The sequence below is a fragment of the Flavobacterium sp. genome, from assembly GCF_013822155.1.
GTDB lineage: Bacteria > Bacteroidota > Bacteroidia > Flavobacteriales > Flavobacteriaceae > Flavobacterium.
Genome location: NZ_PNJW01000051.1, coordinates 1 through 22,230 on the forward strand (window position 1 = coordinate 1; position 22,230 = coordinate 22,230).

Annotated in this window: 24 protein-coding genes; 14 read left to right on the forward strand and 10 right to left on the reverse strand. The window is 34.3% G+C overall.

Features of this window, described 5'->3' with window-relative positions; all coding sequences use genetic code 11:
• Nucleotides 1–69: 69 nt before the first annotated feature.
• The 5 genes from C0512_RS11610 to C0512_RS11630 all read right to left on the reverse strand — a co-directional run bounded on the left by C0512_RS11610 (nucleotide 70) and on the right by C0512_RS11630 (nucleotide 3,406).
• Nucleotides 70–540 carry an OsmC family protein gene (locus C0512_RS11610; RefSeq protein ID WP_290861747.1) on the reverse strand — a complete coding sequence of 157 codons (471 nt, stop codon included), beginning with the start codon at nucleotides 538–540 and terminating at the stop codon, nucleotides 70–72.
• 11 nt (nucleotides 541–551) lie between these two features.
• Nucleotides 552–887: a n-acetylglutamate synthase gene (locus C0512_RS11615; protein WP_290861749.1), complete on the reverse strand. Its 336-nt coding sequence runs from the start codon at nucleotides 885–887 to the stop codon at nucleotides 552–554.
• A gap of 367 nt (nucleotides 888–1,254) precedes the next feature.
• Nucleotides 1,255–1,746 carry a hypothetical protein gene (locus C0512_RS11620; RefSeq protein ID WP_290861750.1) on the reverse strand — a complete coding sequence of 164 codons (492 nt, stop codon included), beginning with the start codon at nucleotides 1,744–1,746 and terminating at the stop codon, nucleotides 1,255–1,257.
• 7 nt (nucleotides 1,747–1,753) lie between these two features.
• On the reverse strand, nucleotides 1,754–2,950 hold the full coding sequence (locus C0512_RS11625) for a C10 family peptidase (RefSeq protein ID WP_290861751.1): 1,197 nt from the start codon (nucleotides 2,948–2,950) through the stop codon (nucleotides 1,754–1,756).
• 141 nt (nucleotides 2,951–3,091) lie between these two features.
• Entirely contained in the window at nucleotides 3,092–3,406 is a 315-nt protein-coding gene (locus tag C0512_RS11630; protein ID WP_290861752.1) for a hypothetical protein, read from the reverse strand.
• Between C0512_RS11630 and C0512_RS11635 the strand changes: the two genes are divergently transcribed.
• From C0512_RS11635 to C0512_RS11650, 4 genes are all read left to right on the forward strand, one after another.
• Nucleotides 3,390–3,779, forward strand: a complete 390-nt coding sequence (locus tag C0512_RS11635) for a hypothetical protein (protein WP_290861754.1) — start codon at nucleotides 3,390–3,392, stop codon at nucleotides 3,777–3,779. The genes C0512_RS11630 and C0512_RS11635 overlap by 17 nt on opposite strands.
• 686 nt (nucleotides 3,780–4,465) lie before the next feature.
• Complete coding sequence (locus tag C0512_RS11640; RefSeq protein ID WP_290861756.1) at nucleotides 4,466–6,691, forward strand: RelA/SpoT family protein; 2,226 nt, start codon at nucleotides 4,466–4,468, stop codon at nucleotides 6,689–6,691.
• A 96-nt stretch (nucleotides 6,692–6,787) separates the two neighbouring features.
• Nucleotides 6,788–7,234 (forward strand): Fur family transcriptional regulator, encoded by a 447-nt coding sequence (locus tag C0512_RS11645; RefSeq protein WP_290861758.1) that lies wholly within the window; start codon nucleotides 6,788–6,790, stop codon nucleotides 7,232–7,234.
• A gap of 36 nt (nucleotides 7,235–7,270) precedes the next feature.
• Nucleotides 7,271–8,542: an adenylosuccinate synthase gene (locus C0512_RS11650; RefSeq protein WP_290861760.1), complete on the forward strand. Its 1,272-nt coding sequence runs from the start codon at nucleotides 7,271–7,273 to the stop codon at nucleotides 8,540–8,542.
• A 54-nt stretch (nucleotides 8,543–8,596) separates the two neighbouring features.
• Here the strand turns inward: C0512_RS11650 and C0512_RS11655 are convergent, their stop codons facing one another.
• From C0512_RS11655 to C0512_RS11670, 4 genes are all read right to left on the reverse strand, one after another.
• Entirely contained in the window at nucleotides 8,597–8,989 is a 393-nt protein-coding gene (locus tag C0512_RS11655) for an ankyrin repeat domain-containing protein (protein WP_290861762.1), read from the reverse strand.
• 163 nt (nucleotides 8,990–9,152) lie between these two features.
• Nucleotides 9,153–10,112 (reverse strand): phosphoribosylaminoimidazolesuccinocarboxamide synthase, encoded by a 960-nt coding sequence (locus C0512_RS11660; RefSeq protein WP_290861763.1) that lies wholly within the window; start codon nucleotides 10,110–10,112, stop codon nucleotides 9,153–9,155.
• 127 nt (nucleotides 10,113–10,239) lie between these two features.
• Entirely contained in the window at nucleotides 10,240–10,746 is a 507-nt protein-coding gene (locus tag C0512_RS11665) for a hypothetical protein (RefSeq protein ID WP_290861764.1), read from the reverse strand.
• Nucleotides 10,747–10,911: 165 nt separating this feature from the next.
• Nucleotides 10,912–11,862, reverse strand: a complete 951-nt coding sequence (locus C0512_RS11670; RefSeq protein ID WP_290861766.1) for a PhoH family protein — start codon at nucleotides 11,860–11,862, stop codon at nucleotides 10,912–10,914.
• Between the two features lie 106 nt (nucleotides 11,863–11,968).
• Between C0512_RS11670 and C0512_RS11675 the strand changes: the two genes are divergently transcribed.
• The 6 genes from C0512_RS11675 to C0512_RS11700 all read left to right on the forward strand — a co-directional run bounded on the left by C0512_RS11675 (nucleotide 11,969) and on the right by C0512_RS11700 (nucleotide 17,563).
• Entirely contained in the window at nucleotides 11,969–12,796 is an 828-nt protein-coding gene (locus C0512_RS11675; protein WP_290861768.1) for an SAM-dependent chlorinase/fluorinase, read from the forward strand.
• A gap of 6 nt (nucleotides 12,797–12,802) precedes the next feature.
• Nucleotides 12,803–13,099 (forward strand): putative quinol monooxygenase, encoded by a 297-nt coding sequence (locus tag C0512_RS11680; protein WP_290861770.1) that lies wholly within the window; start codon nucleotides 12,803–12,805, stop codon nucleotides 13,097–13,099.
• A 67-nt stretch (nucleotides 13,100–13,166) separates the two neighbouring features.
• The gene (gene gldF / locus C0512_RS11685) at nucleotides 13,167–13,892 is read left to right on the forward strand and encodes a gliding motility-associated ABC transporter permease subunit GldF (protein ID WP_290861772.1); all 726 of its coding nucleotides are present in this window, start codon (nucleotides 13,167–13,169) and stop codon (nucleotides 13,890–13,892) included.
• A complete protein-coding gene (gene gldG / locus C0512_RS11690; RefSeq protein WP_290861774.1) occupies nucleotides 13,892–15,556 on the forward strand; it encodes a gliding motility-associated ABC transporter substrate-binding protein GldG in 1,665 nt (554 codons plus the stop codon). Before gldF ends, gldG begins: the two co-directional genes overlap by 1 nt.
• 72 nt (nucleotides 15,557–15,628) lie before the next feature.
• Nucleotides 15,629–16,747: a DNA polymerase III subunit beta gene (gene dnaN / locus C0512_RS11695; RefSeq protein WP_290861776.1), complete on the forward strand. Its 1,119-nt coding sequence runs from the start codon at nucleotides 15,629–15,631 to the stop codon at nucleotides 16,745–16,747.
• Between the two features lie 126 nt (nucleotides 16,748–16,873).
• Nucleotides 16,874–17,563 carry a LipL32 family surface lipoprotein gene (locus C0512_RS11700; RefSeq protein WP_290861778.1) on the forward strand — a complete coding sequence of 230 codons (690 nt, stop codon included), beginning with the start codon at nucleotides 16,874–16,876 and terminating at the stop codon, nucleotides 17,561–17,563.
• 44 nt (nucleotides 17,564–17,607) lie between these two features.
• Here the strand turns inward: C0512_RS11700 and C0512_RS11705 are convergent, their stop codons facing one another.
• Nucleotides 17,608–18,447, reverse strand: coding sequence for a universal stress protein (locus C0512_RS11705; protein WP_290861780.1), 840 nt, complete (start codon nucleotides 18,445–18,447; stop codon nucleotides 17,608–17,610).
• Between the two features lie 171 nt (nucleotides 18,448–18,618).
• Between C0512_RS11705 and mnmE the strand changes: the two genes are divergently transcribed.
• From mnmE to C0512_RS11725, 4 genes are all read left to right on the forward strand, one after another.
• Nucleotides 18,619–20,040, forward strand: coding sequence for a tRNA uridine-5-carboxymethylaminomethyl(34) synthesis GTPase MnmE (gene mnmE / locus C0512_RS11710; protein WP_290861782.1), 1,422 nt, complete (start codon nucleotides 18,619–18,621; stop codon nucleotides 20,038–20,040).
• Between the two features lie 267 nt (nucleotides 20,041–20,307).
• A complete protein-coding gene (locus tag C0512_RS11715) occupies nucleotides 20,308–20,874 on the forward strand; it encodes a helix-turn-helix domain-containing protein (RefSeq protein WP_290861784.1) in 567 nt (188 codons plus the stop codon).
• Nucleotides 20,867–22,009, forward strand: a complete 1,143-nt coding sequence (locus C0512_RS11720; protein WP_290861786.1) for a site-specific integrase — start codon at nucleotides 20,867–20,869, stop codon at nucleotides 22,007–22,009. Before C0512_RS11715 ends, C0512_RS11720 begins: the two co-directional genes overlap by 8 nt.
• A partial coding sequence (locus tag C0512_RS11725) for a hypothetical protein (protein WP_290861788.1) occupies nucleotides 21,999–22,230 on the forward strand: 232 nt, incomplete at its 3' end. The genes C0512_RS11720 and C0512_RS11725, both read left to right, overlap by 11 nt.

A 22,230-nucleotide genomic window follows, 5' to 3' on the forward strand; every position in this document is an offset into this window, starting at 1 on the left:
AGTTCAAGGAGCGATGACATTTATCCTGAACTCTTTGCCGAGCGGGGATGCAAATTTTCATTTAATTATTTATTCTACTTTGCAGGTTGGATTACACTTTACTTCAAAATTCACAGAATTGGCTATGTAACATATTTCGTGAGCTTTGTGGTGCAATTCGATAGCTTTTTCTACCATACTTTCGTCTGCAACATAAAAGATTGGATTCAAAGTTACTTCTTTGAAACTTCCGCCACCACTTGCCTGTTCAATCATAATACCTATGGCATGGTCGGTATAAGCCGTAATTACAACTCCTTCCATTGCACATACATACAAGTAGGAAAGCATATGGCAAGATGAAATAGCAGTAACCAATAAATCCTCGGGATTCAATTTTGATTTGTCTCCAACAGCAGGATTGTCCGTTGTTAGAAATAATTCAGGCTTTCCTTGAATAGAAACGGTGTGGCTGCGGTCATAGGTTCGTATATTTTTAGTTCCGTCACCTTTGTTCCCTGTCCATACCGCAGTTAGTTTATAGTGGTGTTCGTGTGCCATTGTATTTTAGTTTATTGTTCTTCAATTGTTGATGTTCCTTTTGATTTATCTCCCGAAGTCCATTCCCAATTTTCGTGAAGACGGATTTTTCCGTTTTCAAGAATTTCCGGTTTTGAACTGCAAATTCCTGTCATCAATTCGTCTTGGTCATTTACTTGGTGATAACGCATTTCTATGTTTCCTAAATGGTCAACCAAACCAATTAAATGTCCATATTTAATCTTTCCCCCAGAATATTCAGAAGTAAGAATATTTCCAACTTGCTTGTAATGAAACAGCGTTTCGTTTGAAGTTTCTCCGTTTTCAGTGTTGCTAATCGGTCTGAATTTTTTGTCGTTGTAGTTCATTGTGTCATTTTTCTAAAATAACCGCTAAGGTCAGTTCGTCTAAACCCTCCATACGAACCGATTTTAATTAATCATGAAGTAAATATAGTAGTTTTCAGAAAACTAAAAAACAAACCCTGCTACAAAGTGAGGAGATTTCATGAAGCGATGACATTTATCCTGAACTCTTTGCCGAGCCTAGGGCGGAAAAACACGATAAAAACCAAGCAAACTACTCTACAAAAAAAGAGGACAAATCATCCTCTTAAAATGCAATCAAAACGCTTATCGAAATCCCCATAGTCGACGGACAGTAATCGGTTCCGTTCAACAGGAGTTTCATTGTTGGCTTTGCAAGCCCAACGAAACTCTTGCTATTACTTGTAGTTTATTTTAAAATTGTAATTTCTCTTTCTGTTAAGCCATTTGCCGTGCTTATATCCCAAATAAGAACATCATTTAACCAAATTTTCTCACATATTTCATAATCGGTATTATTTTCTATACCTCTTCTAAAATATGTTTTAATTGTATCAGTATCGTTGTTATTCCATTCAATTAGAGTAATTGGATATTCTTCTGTAACGGAATGGTTTAAAAATAATTTCATACTAATCGGATTACTTTCATTATTAATATAAAAATTTCTTGGAAAATCATTATTTGGATTATTTATTTCAATATTTTCATTGTTAATTTTATAATAAATTTTAAAGGCATTGGAGTTGTAATTAGTAGTATTTAACAAGTTATTGCCTTCTATTGATTTCAAGAAAATTGTCACACCATTATCTATGTTTATAGCGTCATTTGATTTATTACTATCAGTACTGCAACTATTAAATATTAACAGTCCTATTAAAAGAATTAAATTTTTCATATTATAATTAATTAGGGGTTATATTGTATACAATTCCTCTTTTATAGTTGAAAGTGCTTGAAGCAGGATTAAAATTATGGGCATTGTACCAACCGTTACAATATCCGCCCCAACCCCAATTCATATGAAGAAATAAATAACCATTTCCACCACCTGTACAGTTTCCAGAATCATCTCTAAAATATATCATCATTGATTGATATCCGTCGCAAACCCACGCATGCCCTCCAGTATAATAATTCCATGGCCAAGTTATTCCATTTCTTTTTCTACCACCTCTCAAAATAACTGGCTTGTTCAAATTTAATTGTTGAGTAATAATACTTGTACTATAATTACAGGTATATGTTGCACCATGATAATTAAAATCGTTATTAAAAGCACTTGCAACATCAGTTGTGGTATCTGCTCCTGAACTTGAACAACCATAATCCATTCCTACCGCCAGACCTATGTTCTTCATTAATAATTGAGTATCAGAAGTTCCATAATTATATGGCATATTTGACCAATTATAATTTACTGGTTTTTGATGATATTTCATCACTTGAGCCATTGCAGTAGCTACACAACCAGTCGGTGCTTTGCCTCCAGAACTATTTGAACAATTTAAAGATATTAAATTGTTATAAGTAGCACCTTGCGCCCAAATAGTATTTACTAAGGGATCTTTTTGGTAAAAGGTATCATTACAATTATTACCTCCATTAGGAGCTGGTAATAAATTTTGAACACTGTCCCATTCAAGTTTTATTTCTGGCATTTGAGTTAATTCCATTTCCTTTACATATTCAATTGCTTCTTTTTCTTCTTCAATCCAAGAAATAACTGAGTCTGGTATTTCTTCAGTATTATTTGAAAATTTACCATCGTCAGAATACGCTAAAATTGGACTAATTCTATTATCGGCTGAAATTACAACAAATCCTCCTTCATTATAATTAATTGCATAAAATGCATTTTCATTGCTTTCTGTTTTATATGTTGTAGCATCCATAATAGTTTTTGTAATGTCAATTCCTCTGCTCATACTATTAGTCCCTTTAGATAAACTTAAAGCTAGTTCTTTTGCATCAATTTCTGCAATGTTATTTTGATGTTTGGAAGATTTTTGAATGTTATCATTTTCACATGAAAACAAAAGTGTTAAACTTGCTAAAACTAAACAGATTTTTAAATTTTTAAATATTCGATTTTTGTTCATAATTTTTTAAGGCTTATAATTAATAAAAATTTTATCATTTCGATGCTAATTTTACATTAGTTTTAACCGAAATGTAGTTAAAATTGCATATAACTAGCAAATATGCATTATATACCTTCGTCTATACACCCATTCAGGTTGTTAGGCGAAGGTTAGTTTCACTTTTTGAATTAAATCAAATGTATTAATTTTTTTCTTACAAATCATCAAAAGGACTTTTAATTTATTGGTATTCAAATAGTCTTCTCTTTGGTGCCGGAAAGCTTCTCTTTTGCTTCCGGAAAGCTTCTCTTTGCTTCCGGAAAGCTTCTTTTTTGTACCGGAAGGCATCTCTTTGGTGCCGGAAAGCTTCTCTTTGCTTCCGGAAAGCTTCTCTTTGGTGCAGGAAGCCATCTCTTTGGTGTTTGGAGGCATCTGTTTGCTCTTTGAAGCCATCTCTTTGGTATTTGAAGCCATCTCTTTGGTATTTGAAGGCATCTGTTTGCTCTTTGAAGCCATCTGTTTGGTCTTTGAAGGCTTCTCTTTGGTCTTTGAAGCCATCTCTTTGGTGTTTGAAGGCATCTGTTTGCTCTTTGAAGCCATCTGTTTGGTCTTTGAAGGCTTCTCTTTGGTCTTTGAAGGCATCTCTTTGCTCTTTGAAGGCATCTCTTTGCTCTTTGAAGGCATCTCTTTGCTCTTTGAAGGCTTCTCTTTGGTCTTTGAAGGCATCTCTTTGCTCTTTGAAGCGAAGTGTTTGGTCTTCAAAGCGAACGTTTGGGTCTTCGAAGGCATCATGACTTATCCTAAAATAGGTTTTAACAAAAGAAAAACTTATGAAATCAAAAACTAAAAAAACTAAAAGAACTAAAAAAATCAAAACCATAAATAGTAACAAGTAAATTTCTCAAATTTTTTAAATCTGTGTTCTAAAAAAATCAAAAAAATCAAAAGAACTAAAGAAATCTAAAACCAACAAACAACCCAAACAAAACACTATACTATAGTGTAAATCCCAATTTCGCTCGTGTTAATGTCCATTTCGCTCGTGTTAATGTCCATTTCGCTCGTGTAAATGTCCATTTCGCTCATGTACGTTGCCATTTCGCTCGTGTAAAACCCCCTTTCGCTCGTGTACGTTCCAATTTCGCTCACGTACGCTCCATTTTCGCTCGTGTACGATGCCATTTCGCTAACGTACGTTCCAATTTCGCTCGTGTACGCTCCAATTTCGCTCGTTTACGTTACCATTTCGCTAACGTCGATTCCATTTTCGCTTCCGTCGATGCCTATTTCGCTCACGTCGATAACCATTTCGCTCACGTTCGTTGCCATTTCGCTCGTGTTCGTTCCATTTTCGCTCACGTACGTTGCTGTTTCGCTCGTGTACGATGCCATTTCGCTCATGTACGCTCCCGTTTCTTAACCCCAAACCAACAACTTACAACCCACAACTTACAACTTACAACTCGAAAAACAAAAAAATCAATTTGCACAATTCAAAACTTTATCCTACTTTTAGTAAGTGAACAAAACGCTATGACAGAAACCGAAATAGAACAAGAAAACAAAGCCATTGCTAAGGAATACAAAGAGTTACTCCGCATCAGCTACCAAACCCTAACCCCGGAAGACAAAAAAATAATCCGAAAAGCGTTTGATGTTGCCGTTGATGCCCATAAAGATCAACGACGCCGTTCCGGAGAAGCCTACATCTTCCACCCCATTGCCGTGGCTAAAATCGTCGCCGCCGAAATCGGACTTGGAGCCACAGCAATCGCCGCAGCACTCATGCACGATGTCGTTGAAGACTCCCCCATCACCGTCCACGAAATCGAAAAAATGTTCAACCCAAAAATTGCACAACTTGTCGACGGCCTTACCAAAATTGCGAAAGTAAAAACAGACCAGGAAATATCCATGCAAGCGGAAAACTTCCGCAAAATGCTCTTAACACTAAACGATGACGTACGCGTAATACTCATCAAACTCGCAGACCGCCTCCATAACATGCAAACCATGGAGTCAATGGTGGATTATAAACAAGCCAAAATAGCGTCAGAAACACTCTACATCTATGCCCCCCTTGCCCATCGATTAGGGCTATACAACATCAAATCAAAGCTCGAAGATTTAGGCCTCAAATACACCGAACCCGAGGTTTACGCCGACATCGTGAGCAAAATGAAAGAAAGCAAAGAAGAACAGGAAGCCTATATCACCTCCATCTCCGACGTGCTTAAAAAATCGTTAGACGATGAAGGCATAGAATACACCATCAAAGGCCGTCCAAAGTCAATCTACTCCATCCGTCGCAAAATGCTGGCACAAGGGGTCTCTTTCGACGAAGTATATGACAAATTTGCCCTACGAATCGTTTATAAATCAAACCAACACGACGAAAAATTTGTCGCTTGGAAAATATATTCCATCGTCACCGACCATTATCGCCCCAGCCCCAGCCGATTACGCGATTGGATATCCTCACCTAAATCAACCGGTTACGAAGCCCTTCACATCACCGTCATGGGCCCCAAAGGCCGTTGGGTAGAAATACAAGTCCGCTCCGAACGCATGGACGAAATTGCCGAAAAAGGTTACGCCGCACACTACAAATATAAACAAGGAATCTCTGAAGAGAACACCCTCGACACTTGGTTGAACTTACTAAAAGAAGCCCTCGAAAACTCCACCTCAAACGCCGTCGACTTTGTGGAAGACTTCAAATTGAATCTCTATTCCAAAGAAATATACGTATTCACCCCAAAAGGAGAAATCAAATCCCTGCCCAAAGGAGCCACCTCCCTCGACTTCGCCTTCAGCATCCACTCTGAAATAGGCGTAAGAACCCGTGGCACCCGCGTAAACGGAAAATTAGTACCCCTAAACCATGTGTTAAGCAGCGGTGACCAAATAGAAATCATCACATCGCCCAATCAAAAACCAAATTCACACTGGTTAGATTACGTTACCACGTCAAGGGCAAAGAATAAAATCAAAAACGTCCTCAACGAAGACACCAAGAAAATCGCTGAAGACGGAAAAGAACTCCTTAACCGGAAACTACGCCACCTCAAAATCACGTTGAATGAAACCACCACCAATGAGATGGTGAGTTATTTTAAACTGAAAACCAGTTTGGATTTGTTCTACCGAATTGGTGTAGGCACGATAGACAATCAACAACTAAAAGATTACGCCGCACAAAAAAGCAACTCGCTAATCAACTTCTTCAAGAAGATAAAACGTTCCCCATCCGTCGCTCCGGAACAAATACAAAAGAATGAGCTAAGCAAAAACTTCGATATGTTAGTTTTTGGAGCCGAACAAGACAAACTCGACTACAAACTCTCCAGTTGCTGCAACCCCATTCCCGGCGATGATGTTTTCGGTTTCCTCACCATCAATGACGGTATCAAGATTCACAAAAAAGATTGTCCCAATGCCATTAGTCTACAATCCAATTATGCTTATCGCATCATTCAAGCCCGTTGGATAGACTCCAGTCAAGAAGATTTCAAAGCCGTATTAAGAATCACCGGCATGGACAGCCTCGGATTAACAAACGAACTCACCAGAGTAATCTCAAACCAAATGAATGTCAACATTCAAAGCATCTCCCTTAGTGGCGATGCCGGAATATTCAATGGTCAGGTCACCGTTGTCGTGCAAAACAACACCATCTTAAAACGACTCATCGAAAACATCAAAAAAATTGACGGAATCGACAAAGTAACAAGGGTAAACAACGCCAAATCCGAGTAATTATTCACAGCTATTTGTTAATAATCTCAACCGAAACTTGATTGCCATAAACAGTCAAAATATAAAAATAGTGTATCTTTGTAGATATTAATAACAATGGAAACGATAAAAAACCAAGAAGTAGTAAAAAACGTTTTTACCAAGTATTTGGAGCAAAAAGGGCATCGAAAAACCCCCGAACGTTATGCAATCCTTCAAGAAATATACAACAACAAAGAACATTTTGACATCGAATCGTTGTATATCAAAATGAAAAACAAAAACTACCGCGTTAGTCGTGCCACTTTATACAACACAATTGAATTGTTATTAGAATGTGGCCTGGTTCGCAGACATCAATTTGGTCAAAACCAAGCCCACTACGAAAAGTCATACTTTGATAAACAACACGATCACATCATCATGACCGACACCGGTGAAGTAATTGAATTTTGCGACCCAAGAATCCAACAAATCAAACAAACCATTGAAGACATCTTCGGAATCGAAATACACAATCATTCCCTTTATCTATACGGTAATAAAAAAGCGATAAAAGAATAAATAACTACAACCTAACTATAACAACTTACAAAAACAATGACTGTAGATTTACTACTCGGCCTGCAATGGGGAGATGAAGGAAAAGGAAAAATCGTTGACGTACTCACTTCTAAATACGACATTATTGCTCGTTTTCAAGGAGGCCCAAATGCCGGACACACCCTTGAGTTTGATGGCATCAAACACGTGCTAAGAACCATCCCTTCCGGAATATTTCATAAAAACGCCATGAATATTATCGGCAACGGAGTCGTAATAGATCCGGTCGTATTTCAAAAAGAACTGGAAGGATTAGAAAAATTCAACATGGATGTTAAATCTAAACTATTGATTTCCAGAAAAGCCCATTTAATTCTACCTACCCACCGTTTATTAGATGCAGCCTCTGAAGCCTCTAAAGGAAAAGCCAAAATCGGTTCAACCTTAAAAGGCATCGGCCCAACTTATATGGATAAAACCGGCCGAAACGGAATCCGTGTTGGAGACATCGAAATGGTTGATTTTAACGAACGATACAGAGCTTTAGCAGACAAACACGAAGCCATGATTTCCTTTTATGATGTAAACCTACAATACAACCTCCCTGAAATGGAAGAAGAGTTTTTCGCTTCCATCGAAGTGTTGAAATCATTACAATTCATTGACAGCGAGGAATATTTAAACCAAGCACTCAAAAATGGCAAAACAATTCTTTGCGAAGGAGCACAAGGTTCATTATTAGACGTAGATTTCGGAACATATCCTTTTGTCACCTCTTCAAACACCACAGCCGCAGGAGCTTGCACAGGATTAGGCATTGCTCCCAATAAAGTAAAGAATGTATTTGGCATATTCAAAGCCTATACTACTCGCGTAGGCAGCGGTCCGTTTCCAACAGAAGATTTTGAAGAAGCCGGTGATATCATGGCAAAAGTAGGAAATGAATTCGGCTCAGTAACAGGAAGAAAAAGACGTTGCGGTTGGTTAGATTTAGTTGCCTTAAAATACGCAGTTCAAGTAAATGGAGTAACCGGTTTATACATGATGAAAGGAGATGTCCTTTCCGGATTTAAAACTTTGAAAGTATGTACGGCATATCAATACAAAGGTCAAAAAATCACACATTTCCCTTATAACATCGAACCGGAAAATGTTGAACCTATTTACACCGAAATGAAAGGATGGCAAGCAGACTTAACCGGAATGACTAGTTATGACGAACTTCCGGCAGAGCTAAAAACATATATCGAATTCATTGAAAAAGAAATTGAAGTACCTATTAAAGTTGTTTCCGTAGGACCTGACAGGACTCAAACCATTTTAAAATAACAAAAAATCCCATCCAAAAAACGGATGGGATTTTTTTTAACTAACCAATTTTAATTATGAATTCAAATAATTTTTTAAAATAGCAACCGCTTCCGTTGCTTTTGAATTTTCCGCATGGTCAAGTGCTGTAAAACCTTTGTCGTCTTTTACTTTTGCATCAGCACCTTTTTCCAGTAAAATTTTGATAATTTCCACCTGATTATATCGGGCGGCATACATCAACGGAGTTAACCCGTTTGTTTTCTCATTTACATTGGCACCATACTCAATAAATTTTCTCACGACTTCTACTTCACCCTTACTGATGGCAACACATAAAGGAGTAGCATAATATTTTGCATAAATTCCAACCTCTTTTGTTGGTGTTTTTTCAGAACCATTAAAAGCATTTGCAAATGTTCCAAAACCTAAAAGGGCAATTCCTAAATAAATAACTGATTTTTTCATACTGTTCGTTTTTGATTGATTGATTGATTGATTGATTGATATATTAGAGTAGACGATAACAAAATTTAAATGTTACAAAATCAGGAATCTATAACATAATTTTAACATTAGGAAATAAAAAAAACCACGTAAAAACGTGGTTTAGTTATTGATAAATAAGATTTTATTTGGCTAAATAGGCCAGCACATTTTTTTCAATACGTTCCTGAATGTTCGAAATATCTGCTTTCACGAATTTTTCTCCTAAGATATTTTCATACAACTCTATATATCGCTCAGAAACCGTTTCAATATAAGCCTCAGACATATCCGGAATTTGTTGCCCTTCTTTTCCCTGAAATCCATTTTCAATTAACCAACGACGAACAAACTCTTTTGAAAGTTGTTTTTGTTCTTCCTGATTATTTTGTCTTTCCTGATAACCTTCTAAGTAAAAATATCGGGAAGAATCCGGTGTATGAATTTCGTCAATCAATACTATCTGACCTTCTTTTGTTTTTCCAAATTCATATTTAGTATCTACTAAAATCAATCCTCTTGACGCTGCGATTTCAGTTCCACGTTGGTACAAAGCACGGGTATATTTTTCTAAAACCAAATAATCTTCTTCGCTTACAATTCCTTGTTCTAAAATAGCTTCCCGAGAAATATCTTCATCGTGCGAACCATTTGCTGCTTTAGTTGTTGGTGTTATAATTGGTCCCGTAGTTTCAGGAGGAAATTGATCGTTTTCCTTTAAACCATCCGGCATTTGAACTCCACAAAGAATTCTTTTACCCAAGGCATACTCGCGGGCTGCATGTCCGGATAGATAACCACGAATCACCATTTCTACTTTGAAAGGTTCACATAAATGACCCACAGCTACATTTGGATCAGGGGTGGCAATTAACCAATTGGGAACAATATCAGCGGTTAGTTGCATGAATTTTGTTGCAATTTGATTTAAAATTTGGCCTTTATACGGAATTCCTTTTGGCATAACCACGTCAAAAGCTGAAAGACGGTCAGTTGCTATCATGACTAAAATCTCGTCATTGATATTGTACACTTCACGTACTTTACCGTGATAAACTGATTTTTGATTGGGAAACTGAAAATTAGTAGTTGTAATTGTATTCATTAGGTAGTGTTGTTGTGTGGTGCAAAAGTAAAAATTATATGTTGTTTTTTCACCATGCTTTGATTATTAATTACAAAAAAAAAGGATAGCAAATTGCTATCCTTTCAATAAACTTTAGTAAAAAAGTTTAGAACATAATATTATAAGTAGTCCCTAATCCAATCACTTGAATATCTAAATCATTATCAGCAAAAGTATGTTGATAATAGCCATAAAAATTCCATTTTTCATTATGATATCCAATTTGAGGACTTAAATACAATCCCCCTTTTGCATCATTTGCATTGGTTAAAAAAGCATATCCAAAATCAACCCCTGCAAAAAATCCTTTTGGTTGAGCATAATACCTAACAAAACCAGCTAAAGGAATTAATCCAATATCACTTGCACCATCTTTACCAAAAAAATGATTATAACCAGAAGCTATACCGATTCCGAAACTTGGTGTTACTAAATGTTGACCTCTAACATCAACTCCAACCGTAAGTGAAGCAAAATCTGCCGTATCACCTATTGGTAAACCCACGTTTAGACCAGCTTTGAACCAAGAATTCTCGGTAGTAATATTTTCTGATTGTTGTGCAAAAATTGGACTTATACCAATTAAACCGATAAGTAAAACTATTTTTTTCATGTATGTAATTGTTTTTTTATTACGGTGCAAATTTCTAAAAACTTGACAAGAAAAATTTACATGATTCTTCGTAATTGTTACAGATTTCACAGAAAAAAAAGAGTCGAAAATATTTTATTACATCGCTTTTCTCGATTTAATCACATGACAAAAGAAAAAAATGTCCTAATCCAAATTTTCAATACTTTTATAGGCATCAATCACTTTTTTGACTAATCGGTGACGAACGATATCCTTATCATCTAAGTATAAAATACCAATACCATCCACATCTTTCAAAATCAAAATTGCTTCTTTTAAACCAGATATAGTTCTTCGTGGTAAATCTACCTGACCGGGATCACCGGTAATAATAAATTTTGCATTCTTACCCATCCGAGTTAAAAACATTTTCATTTGAGAATGAGTCGTATTTTGAGCTTCATCTAAAATGACAAACGCATTGTCCAATGTTCTTCCACGCATAAAAGCTAAGGGAGCAATTTGGATAATTCCTTTCAAAATATAATCTTCCAATGTTTGTGGTGGCAACATATCACGTAATGCATCGTATAACGGTTGCATATACGGATCAAGTTTTTCCTTCATATCCCCAGGCAAAAAACCTAAATTTTCCCCTGCCTCTACTGCGGGTCGGGTTAAAATAATCCGCTTAACTTGTTTTTCTTTCAAGGCTTTTACAGCTAATGCTACGCCGGTATATGTTTTACCTGTTCCGGCCGGACCAACTGCAAAAACCATGTCGTTTTTATGAATCAAATCAACCATTAACTGCTGGTTTGGCGTCATGGCTTTGATTAATTTTCCTCCAATACCATGTACTAAAATTTTGTCATGGTCATGCATTTTGTGCTCTTCAGCCGAATTACTTTGAATCACACGATCAATCACATTGGTATCAATGTTATTGTAACGTGTAAAATGGAGCATTAGGCGATTAAAACGGTTTTCAAACTCATCTAATACTTCCTTCTCGCCATAAGCCTTCAAGGTGGTGCCTCGGGCTACAATTTTTAGCTTCGGATAGTACTTTTTGATGGTTTCAAGATGAGAATCTTGAGCTCCCCAAAACTCTTTTGGGGCAATGTCGTGTAATTCGATGATTCTTTCGTTCAAAAGCAGTTGTTTTAAAATTAAAAAATAGTTTTTAATTACTAGATTTGCATCACTCAAATTTAAACAAAAAAGTTCGTAGGTTTTACGAATAGTTATAAACAAAAAGATGTCAATAATTACTTTAACGACGGATTACGGACTCAAAGACCATTTTGTTGGGGCTTTGAAAGGTAAAATCATCTCTGAATTTCCTGAAGCTAAAATCATTGACATATCGCATGAAATAGACCCCTTTAATATTGCTGAAGCAAGTTATATTCTTCAGGCTTCCTATGCTAATTTCCCCAAAGGAACTGTTCATTTAATAGGTGTTGATGCGGAACGAAATACAGAAAACGAACATCTGGCCATGCAATGGAATGATCAATTCTTTATTTGTGCCGATAACGGTATTTTAAGTATGTTAACGCAACGAATCCTGCCACAAAAGATTGTTGCCATCAACATTCACGACCGATTACCGGAAAATGCAACTGATATGGATGTGTTTAAAACCGTTGCTTGTCATTTAGCAAAGGGCGGAACTTTGAACGTCATTGGAAAAGAAATTACCGAATTAAAATCAATTACTGATTTTCAACCGATAGTTTCAAAAGACGGAAATTCGATTAAAGGGAATGTGATTTACATTGATCATTTTGGAAATATAGTATTCAATATTTCTAAAAAACAATTCCTGGAATTGAGTAAAGGCCGAACGTATGAAATTGTAATGAAACCTAAATCGATTAAAACCATTTTGCCTAATTATTCTTCTGTAGCCATTTCAGATAAATTTCCCATTAAATATTATGAAGGAGAAAAATTAGCTATTTTCAATGAAGCCGGCTTCTTAGAAATTGCTATTTTTAGAAGTAATCCTAAAACAGTGGGTAGTGCTGCGAGTTTGTTAGGCTTTAGCTATCGAGATACTATTACTATTAATTTTAAATAAGTTACCATGTTTGTGCGAATCGTAAAAATGAGTTTTCATACCGAACATATTCCAACGTTTTTGGAAAATTTTGATTTGATGAAAGAAAAAATACGAAATGCACCCGGAAATCGTTTGTTAGAATTGTATCAAGATAAAAATAATCCGGAATTGTTTTTTACTTACAGTTATTGGGAAACCGAAATTGATTTAGAAAATTACAGAAATTCGGAATTATTTTATGATGTATGGCAGTTTACCAAGCAACTTTTTAATGCTAAACCGGAAGCTTGGAGTGTCAATAAATTAGTTTCTTTAGTTTAATAGTAGCTTAAAATACTCAAACTTTTAAACCTATAAACTTTAAACTTTTAAACAAAAAATAAAGTAAATGAAAGCAATACTTTTCAGAGAAATAAAAACCTTTTTCGGCTCACCAATTGGCTATTTAGTAATTGCCATTTTCTTATTGCTCAATGGGCTTTTCCTTTGGGTTTTTGAGGGTGATTTCAATATTGCAAACAGTGGATTTGCCGATTTGAATCCGTTTTTTACTTTGGCTCCTTGGATTTTAATTTTTCTAATTCCGGCAGTAACCATGAGGAGTTTTTCAGATGAAAAAAAACAAGGAACCATTGAATTATTATTAACCAAACCTTTAACGAGCTGGCAAATTGTAAACGGTAAATTTTTAGGTGCTTTTCTATTAATTATTTTTGCTTTAGTTCCCACGCTGGTTTATGTTTTTGTTGTTTCAAAATACGGTTTACCGGAAGGAAATTTAGACCTTGGCACAACGATTGGCTCTTATTTAGGCTTATTGTTTTTGGTAGCATCTTATACCGCTATCGGAATATTTACTTCTACATTGTCTGAAAATCAAATTGTTGCCTTTATTCTTTCCGTATTTTTATGTTTCTTTTTTTATTTTGGTTTTGAAGGAATAGCCGCTTTTACTGCTTCTTTTGCAGATGTGGTTTCCGCAATTGGAATGGATTATCATTATAAAAGTATCAGTCGCGGTGTGATTGACACTCGAGATGTTATATATTTCAGTAGTGTGACCGTACTATTTTTGGCAGGAACAGTTTATCAACTTAAATCCTTGAAAAACTAATGAAAACTCAAACTAAGAAAAACCTGCAACAGTTATTTTTGCTTTTCATGTTGGTGATTGTCCTCAACATCATTGGAAATTTTTATTTCAAACGATTTGATTTAACAAACGACAAACGATATACTCTTTCAGAAACTACCATTCAATTAATAAAAGAAATCAAAGAACCCATTTTTATTGATGTTTTTTTAGACGGTCAATTTCCACCGGAGTTTAAACGTCTTCAAAATGAGACTAAACAAATCTTAGAAGAGTTCCGCAGTTATAATTCCAACTTGATTTTTCAATTTAATAACCCGATAGAAGACGAAAGCAAAGCAGAACAATATGTTCAAGAATTGGTCAGTTTAGGTTTTACACCAACCAACATCAACAGTAATAAAAACGGTAAAAAAGAACTGATACAAATTTTCCCTTGGGCAATTGCTAACCAGGGTCAAAAGTCAGTTCGTGTTCCTTTATTAGTCAATAATTTTGGTAATTCACCCTCAGAAAACATAACTAAATCAGTTCAATTATTAGAATTTGCTTTTGCTGATGCCATTACAAAAATAACCTCAGGAAAACAGAAAAAAATTGCTGTTTTAAAAGGAAATGGAGAACTTGGCGATAAATACCAAGCCGATTTTTTGTTAAACTTAAAAGAGTATTATCAATTAGGAGAATTTAACCTCGACTCACTTCAGGAAAATCCGCAAAAGATTTTAGAAAATTTAAATCGATTTGATGCCGCTATTATTACAAAACCAACGGAAGCTTTTTCAGACAAAGAAAAATACATCTTAGACCAATATGTGATGAATGGCGGAAAAAGTATGTGGCTGATAGACAAGGTTGTGATGGATATTGATTCACTTCAAACTGAGAACAATTCAGCTTTGGCTTATCCAAGAGAATTGAATTTGGATGATTTGTTTTTTAAATACGGCATCCGTATCAATTACCAATTGGTTCAGGACTTACTTTCTACCCCTATAACAGCTCAATCCGCACAAGGAGATGTTCCGATTGATTGGTTGTATTCTCCCATTATTAAATCGGAAGACAATCATTCCATTACTAAAAACATCAATTTAGTGAAGTTGGAATTTGCAAACACAATTGACACCCTTAAAAATGGTATTAAAAAAACTGTTTTGCTGAAAAGTTCTGCTCAATCAAAAGCTGTTGGAGCTCCATTAGAAGTTAATTTATATCAATTTATGGATAACTTGAATGAGGAAGATTTTTCAAAAGGAAATCAAACTATTGGGGTTTTGTTAGAAGGTAAATTCAACTCCGCTTTTAAAAATCGTGTTAAACCATTCACTCTAACAAAAGAGTTAGATTCAGGAATTGAAAATAAAATAATTGTTATAGCCGACGGAGATATTGTTAATTACAATTATGTCAATAAAAAACCACTATTGAATGGCATTGACCAATGGACCCAACAAGTTTATGGCAACAAAGAATTTCTGCTCAATGCCATGAATTATTTACTAGACGATACCGGACTTATTAACATTAGAAACAAAGAGATTACATTGGCTTTCCTAGACAAAGATAAAGTCAGTAAAAATTATTCCCAAATTCAGATTATAACTATTGGATTACCACTGATTGTACTCCTTTTATTTGGTGTATTGTTCTTTTTTGTCAGAAAGAAAAAATACGCAAAGTAGATGTTAATAAAATACATTTTTTTGTTTGAATAGTTACCTTTATATTTGTGGGATATAAAAATAAAAACCGAAATGAAGTTTATAGTATCGAGTTCATATTTATTAAAACAATTACAAGTTTTAGGTAGTGTAATTAACAGCAGCAATACCTTACCTATTTTAGATAATTTCCTTTTTGAATTAGACAATAATCGTTTGATTGTTTCTGCTTCTGATTTAGAAACTACTATGTCTGCTACTTTAGAAATTGACAGCACCAGTCAGGGAAGCGTTGCTGTACCGGCAAAGTTATTGTTAGAAATTTTAAAAACATTTCCGGAACAACCTTTAACTTTTACTGTTGAAGAAAATAGCACAATCGAAATTAGTTCTAATTCCGGTAAATATGCCTTGGCTTATGCTCCTGGAGATGAATTTCCAAAATCAGTAATTTTAGACGATCCATCTTCAACTGTTGTTCCTGCTGAAGTTTTAGCAACGGCAATCAGCAAAACTATTTTTGCAGCCGGAAATGACGATTTACGCCCGGTGATGTCCGGTGTATTTTTCCAATTTTCACCGGAAGGTTTGATTTTTGTAGCCACAGATGCTCATAAATTGGTAAAATATTCCAGAACAGATGTAAAAGCTTCGGAAGTAGCTGATTTTATAATGCCCAAAAAACCTTTGAATATTTTAAAAGGGATTTTAGGTGTTTCAGACAGCGAAGTGAAAATTGAATACAACGATAGCAATGCCGTTTTTTCGTTTGATAGCTATATGTTGGTTTGTCGTTTGATTGATGGAAAATATCCAAACTACGAAGCGGTTATACCAAAAGAAAACCCAAATAAATTACACATTGATAGAACACAATTTTTAAATTCTGTTCGTCGTGTTGCTATTTTCTCGAATAAAACAACACACCAAATTCGTTTAAAAATTGCGGGAACAGAATTAAACATATCCGCAGAAGATATTGATTATTCTAACAAAGCGGAAGAACGATTGACTTGTGATTACCAAGGTGATGATTTACAAATTGGTTTTAACTCGCGTTTTCTAACTGAAATGCTAAATAATCTTCAATCTGATGAAATTCAATTAGAAATGTCATTGCCAAATCGTGCAGGAATATTAACTCCCGTTGATGGTTTAGACGAAGGAGAAGTTATTACAATGCTGGTTATGCCGGTTATGTTGAATAATTAATCTTTACAATTTCTATAAAAAATAATCACACCGTAATATTTATTATTTACGGTGTTTTTTTTAGGGAGTATCCGAAAATCCATAAAAGAGTAGGAAATAATTAATAACAAACCAATTTAACCAATTATGAAAAAAAATGTTTTAGTAGCGATAACTTGTTTGAGTTTCGCAGTTACTGCCAGTGCTCAAAAACTAGATAAATTTGGAGCAGATTTAGCTAAAAAAAGTGTTATGGGAAAAGAAATCAGAGTACCATACACAGAGATGTCAAGTTATTTCGGATTTATTAAACCCGGAGCAGCTCCTGATGAAGTTGTGAATGGCAAAAAAATGTATTACGTTTATGTTTGGATTCCAATAGCAGCACCTGAACTTGGTGTTCGCATGATATCTCCGGTACCTGAAGGAATGAAACCAGGAGCAACAGATATAGTGTCTGCTGATTATACTGCAAATTCGGCTGATGCTAAAAGTTATTTTGACACATGGATAACTTTTGAAAGAGCTGAAAGTATTTTAAAAGTAGAAGACATTAAATCAAAAATAAAAACAACCAAATGGATTTCTATTGAGACAAATGATGATTCAAGTGAAATGCCTGCTCAACCATCAGGAAGCAAATACAATTCATTAATGCGTATAACGAGTGACACCGCTAATCCAACTAAATCATTAGTAATGGGATTATACAGAATTGGTTTTACTACATATAAAAAAGGAGAAGTTAACGGAAGTTTTCTAGCTCAAGTTGGGGCACCAATTAAACTACCTGGAGTGAAAATTGCTTCAAAACCGGAAGAATTAAGTGTTCAATAGATTAGAATTAAAAACCCGAAGCTCTTAAACTTCGGGTTTTTTTATCAAATTGTATTTTCGTGTAAAGCCAAAATAGGCACTTTCACATGATAAGAAAGTTTTTGAGTCATACTTTGTTTGAATAATTCTTCAAAGAACCCTCTTTTATAATTAAGCATCGCTAACATATCGACATTATAAGAATCAATAAAATTCAAAATAGAAGCACTAACATCTTCACTTTCATAAATATGGAAGACTACATTTTCTCCTTTCAATAAAAACTTCCAATCTTCAATCACCACTTCTTTTACATCCGATTTTTTAGTTTTGATATATAAACAATGAATTTTAGCCTCAAATAAATTGGCCAATTCTATAATTTTTTTCAATGCTTTTAAGTCTTTCTCACGGAATCTTGTTGTGAAAACTATATTATTTATTCCTGTAAAATCAGAATCTTCCGGAACACCAATAACGATGGATTCTACTTCAGTAATTACACTTCCCGTATTAGAACCCAAAAAAGTTTCTTTCAAACCGCTTGCCCCTTTAGTTCCCATTACCACATAATCAATGTGCTCCTCTTTTACAACTTTTTTAATAGCCCAAACTAAATCACCGTGTTTTAATATATTACTGATTTTTACATGACTCAAGTGATATTTCTCTGCAACATCTCTCAAAACCGGAATTTGATCTTTGAAATTTTCAAAATTTTCAAGTTCAATACTGTCATAAACCTCTTTCAATGTACTTGGCAGTCCACCGATATGCAATTGAGGTAACTCATAAGCATGAAGTGTAATTACTTCCGCCTTAATAGCATCTGCTAATTTTAAAGCATAAATGAACGCATTATTAGATGCTTCTGAAAAATCGGTTGGAAAAAGAATACGTTTCATTAGTTCTGTTATTTAAATTATATAAAATTCACTTACGTAAATTTAGCAAAATTTTCACGGAGATTGTATGATAAATGTCATTAATAACAACTATTTAACACTGTCCAAAAGTCTTATAATTCCGTCGTGTTTCATTAATTATTGCTAATTTTACAACAAAATCCGATTGTTATGATTCCAAATGAAACGATTGTTGCTTTAGCTACACCCTCCGGTGCGGGAGCTATCGCTGTAATTAGAATTTCCGGTAAAAATTCAATACTAATTGCTTCACTTGTTTTTCAATCCGTTTCCGGAAAAGACATCACTAAACAAAAAACACATACCCTTCATTTAGGATATGTTGCAGATGGTCCAAAAATATATGACCAAGTTTTGCTTTCAATTTTCAAAAACCCAAATTCTTATACCGGAGAAGATGTGGTAGAAATTTCGTGTCATGGTTCGGTTTTTATACAACAACAAATTATTCAACTTTTACTTCGCAAAGGTTGTAAAATGGCTCAGCCGGGTGAATTTACTTTACGGGCTTTTTTAAATGGTAAACTGGATTTATCACAGGCAGAAGCCGTTGCCGATTTAATTTCTTCTGATAATGAAGCCTCACACCAAATAGCCATGCAGCAAATGCGAGGTGGCTTTAGTAATGAAATTGCCAAATTAAGAGAAGAACTATTAAATTTTGCCTCACTGATTGAATTAGAATTAGATTTTGCGGAAGAAGACGTTGAATTTGCTGACAGAACACAATTTCATGATTTATTAAATAGAATTGAATTTGTTTTAAAACGATTAATCGATTCATTCGCCGTTGGAAATGTCATCAAAAATGGAATACCAATTGCCATTGTGGGTGAACCCAATGTAGGTAAATCTACTTTGTTAAATGCCTTATTAAACGAAGAACGAGCCATCGTATCAGAAATTGCAGGAACAACCCGAGATACCATTGAAGATGAATTAGTCATCGAAGGTATAGGATTCCGTTTTATTGATACTGCTGGAATAAGAGAAACCAATGATGTTGTGGAAAGTATTGGCATCAAAAAAACGTTTGAAAAAATTGAACAGGCTCAGGTCGTTGTTTTTTTAGTTGATAGTTCTCAGTTGTCCCTTTTCGGTTCTCAGTTGTCAGTTGACCAATTGAAAATGGAGATTGAACAAATAAGAAATAAATATCCCCATAAAACAATTTTAACAATTATCAATAAAAAAGACTTGATTTCATCTGATATGCTCCATATGTTAGAAACACAACTAACAACCGAAAACAAACAGCTGCAAACTCTTTTTATCTCTGCTAAAAACAAAGAAGGCATCGATGAACTCAAGCAAACCCTACTCTCTTTTGTCAACACCGGTGCTCTACGCAATAATGAAACCATCATTACCAATACACGCCATTATGATTCTCTTTTAAAAGCTTTAGAAGAAATTCAAAAAGTGAAATGGGGATTAGAATCCAATCTTTCCTCTGACTTAATGGCAATAGACATTAGAGAGGCCTTATACCATTTTGGAGAAATTACCGGTGAAGTTACTAATGATGAATTGCTGGGGAATATTTTTGCAAATTTCTGTATTGGGAAGTAAATACCAAAAACGAGCACATAATTTTAATTAATAAAACAAAATAAACCCAATAAATAGTGGGTTTTTTAATGCTTAAACTTTTTCTGTGCTTTTTAAAATTATGCTTCATTTTGCAATAATTTGTACCTCATTTGTACCTCGCAAAATATTTTTTCATTACATTTGAAATATAAATGAATTTTTGGCACTTATTTCTACTTAAATTAAACAATCTGATTTATCCCAATTGTAGAAAGTGGAGAGCACACTATCCAAAAACAGTAAATTATGAGTTCAAATCTGAGTATAAAAAAACGTTGCGAACATTGCAAAAATGAATTTCTGGCAAAAACCACAAAAACTCGTTATTGTTCCTTAGATTGCAATAGAAAGCATTATAAAATTTTAGCAAAGCAAAAGAAAGTCACTTTTGTTGAAACAGCCACTAAACTTAAAATTAATGACATAACTGAAATTAACAAAAAGGATTTTTTAACCGTTAAAGAAGCTGCATTTATTTTAAGCATGTCATTACGAACTTTGTACAGATTGGTTGAGAACAAAGAAATCAATGCTTATAATTTTGGTGTCCGAAAAACATTAATACGTAGAAAGGATATTGATTTTTATTTCGATTTAAGTATTAATAATATTGATATCAATAAAGACCATTTAAAAAACATGATTACAACGGAAAACTCCTATTCTATTAATCAGGCATCAGAAAAATATAACATTTCAACCTCCGCTCTTTTCAGTTTATTAAATAGATTGGAAATTCCAAAAAAACAGTTTGGAAAATTTGTATTGGTAAAAAAGGTGGATATTGACTCAATTTTTGCAAATCATGATTAAAGTAACGCTTCGAGAAAAACCGTTGAAAACTGAGAAAATCAGTTTGTATCTGGATTACTACCCTCCTATCATAGATTCTAAAACAGGAAAATCTACAAGACGCGAATTTTTAGAGCTGTATATCTTTAAAAATCCAAAAAGTCAAGAGGAAAAAAAACATAATTTAACTACTGTTTCTTTTGCAAAAGGCATTCGTTCTAAAAGAGAAGTACAGCTAATGAATAAAGAATATGGATTTAAAGATAATGTACATTTAAGTACTAACCTCATTGGCTTTTACAAACGTATTGTTAATGATTATTATAATAAAGGAAGTAAGTCCAATTATCATGCTTGGGAAGCATCTTTAAAACACTTCTCAAATTTTTGCAGTAATTTGATTATGACCAGTAATTTGGATCTTCAATTTGTAAACCGCTATCGGAATTATTTACTAAATGTCAATACAACCCGAAATTCTGAGCAACCAAAAAAAATAACTCAAAATACTGCTGCTACCTATTTTAAACATTTTTTATATGTTCTAAAGCAAGCATACAAAGAGGATTTTATTGAGAAAAACTTAGCTGAACAAGTTGATTATATCAAGGATGAAGAAACACATCGTGAGTATTTAACGGAAGAAGAATTAATGCACTTGTGGAAAACCACTATTAAAAACGAAAAGGTAAAACACATGGCTTTTTTTTCTGCCATAACTGGATTAAGATTTGTTGATATCAAAAATCTTGATTGGAGCAAAATTTATAATGACAAACATCAAGGTTATTATCTGCAATTACGGGAAAAGAAAACCAATTCTGTCCATAACCACCCAATTTCTGAAACAGCTTACAGTATCTTAAAATCACAAAACACAACCAAAGGATTAATCTTTGGAGATATTGAATATTCGCAAATAACCAGACCTTTAAAAGAGTGGCTAAAAATTGCAAACATCAATAAAAAAATATCTTTTCATAACTTTAGACACACTTATGCCACATTGCAACTAGCCAATGGATGTGATATTTACACCGTATCAAAATTGTTAGGACATAAAAATGTTTCTACTACCCAGATTTACACCAAAGTATTGGACAAAAACAAAATTGAAGCTGCTAACCGAATTAAATTGAATTTAGATGGAATATGAAAAAATTTATAATGAGGCATATTTAGTTGCACACATTGAAACTGAAAAATATATTAAAGATTTTTTAATTACCAAGGAAAATTCAATTAACTACTTTACTGAAAACTATAGAAATATCGAAGAAAAATATCGTGATGAATATAATAAGGATAAGTTCAATCAAGTGGATCTGTTTACAGATTTGTACGTAGAATTTGTAAGAGGACGAAAAAAAATCAAAA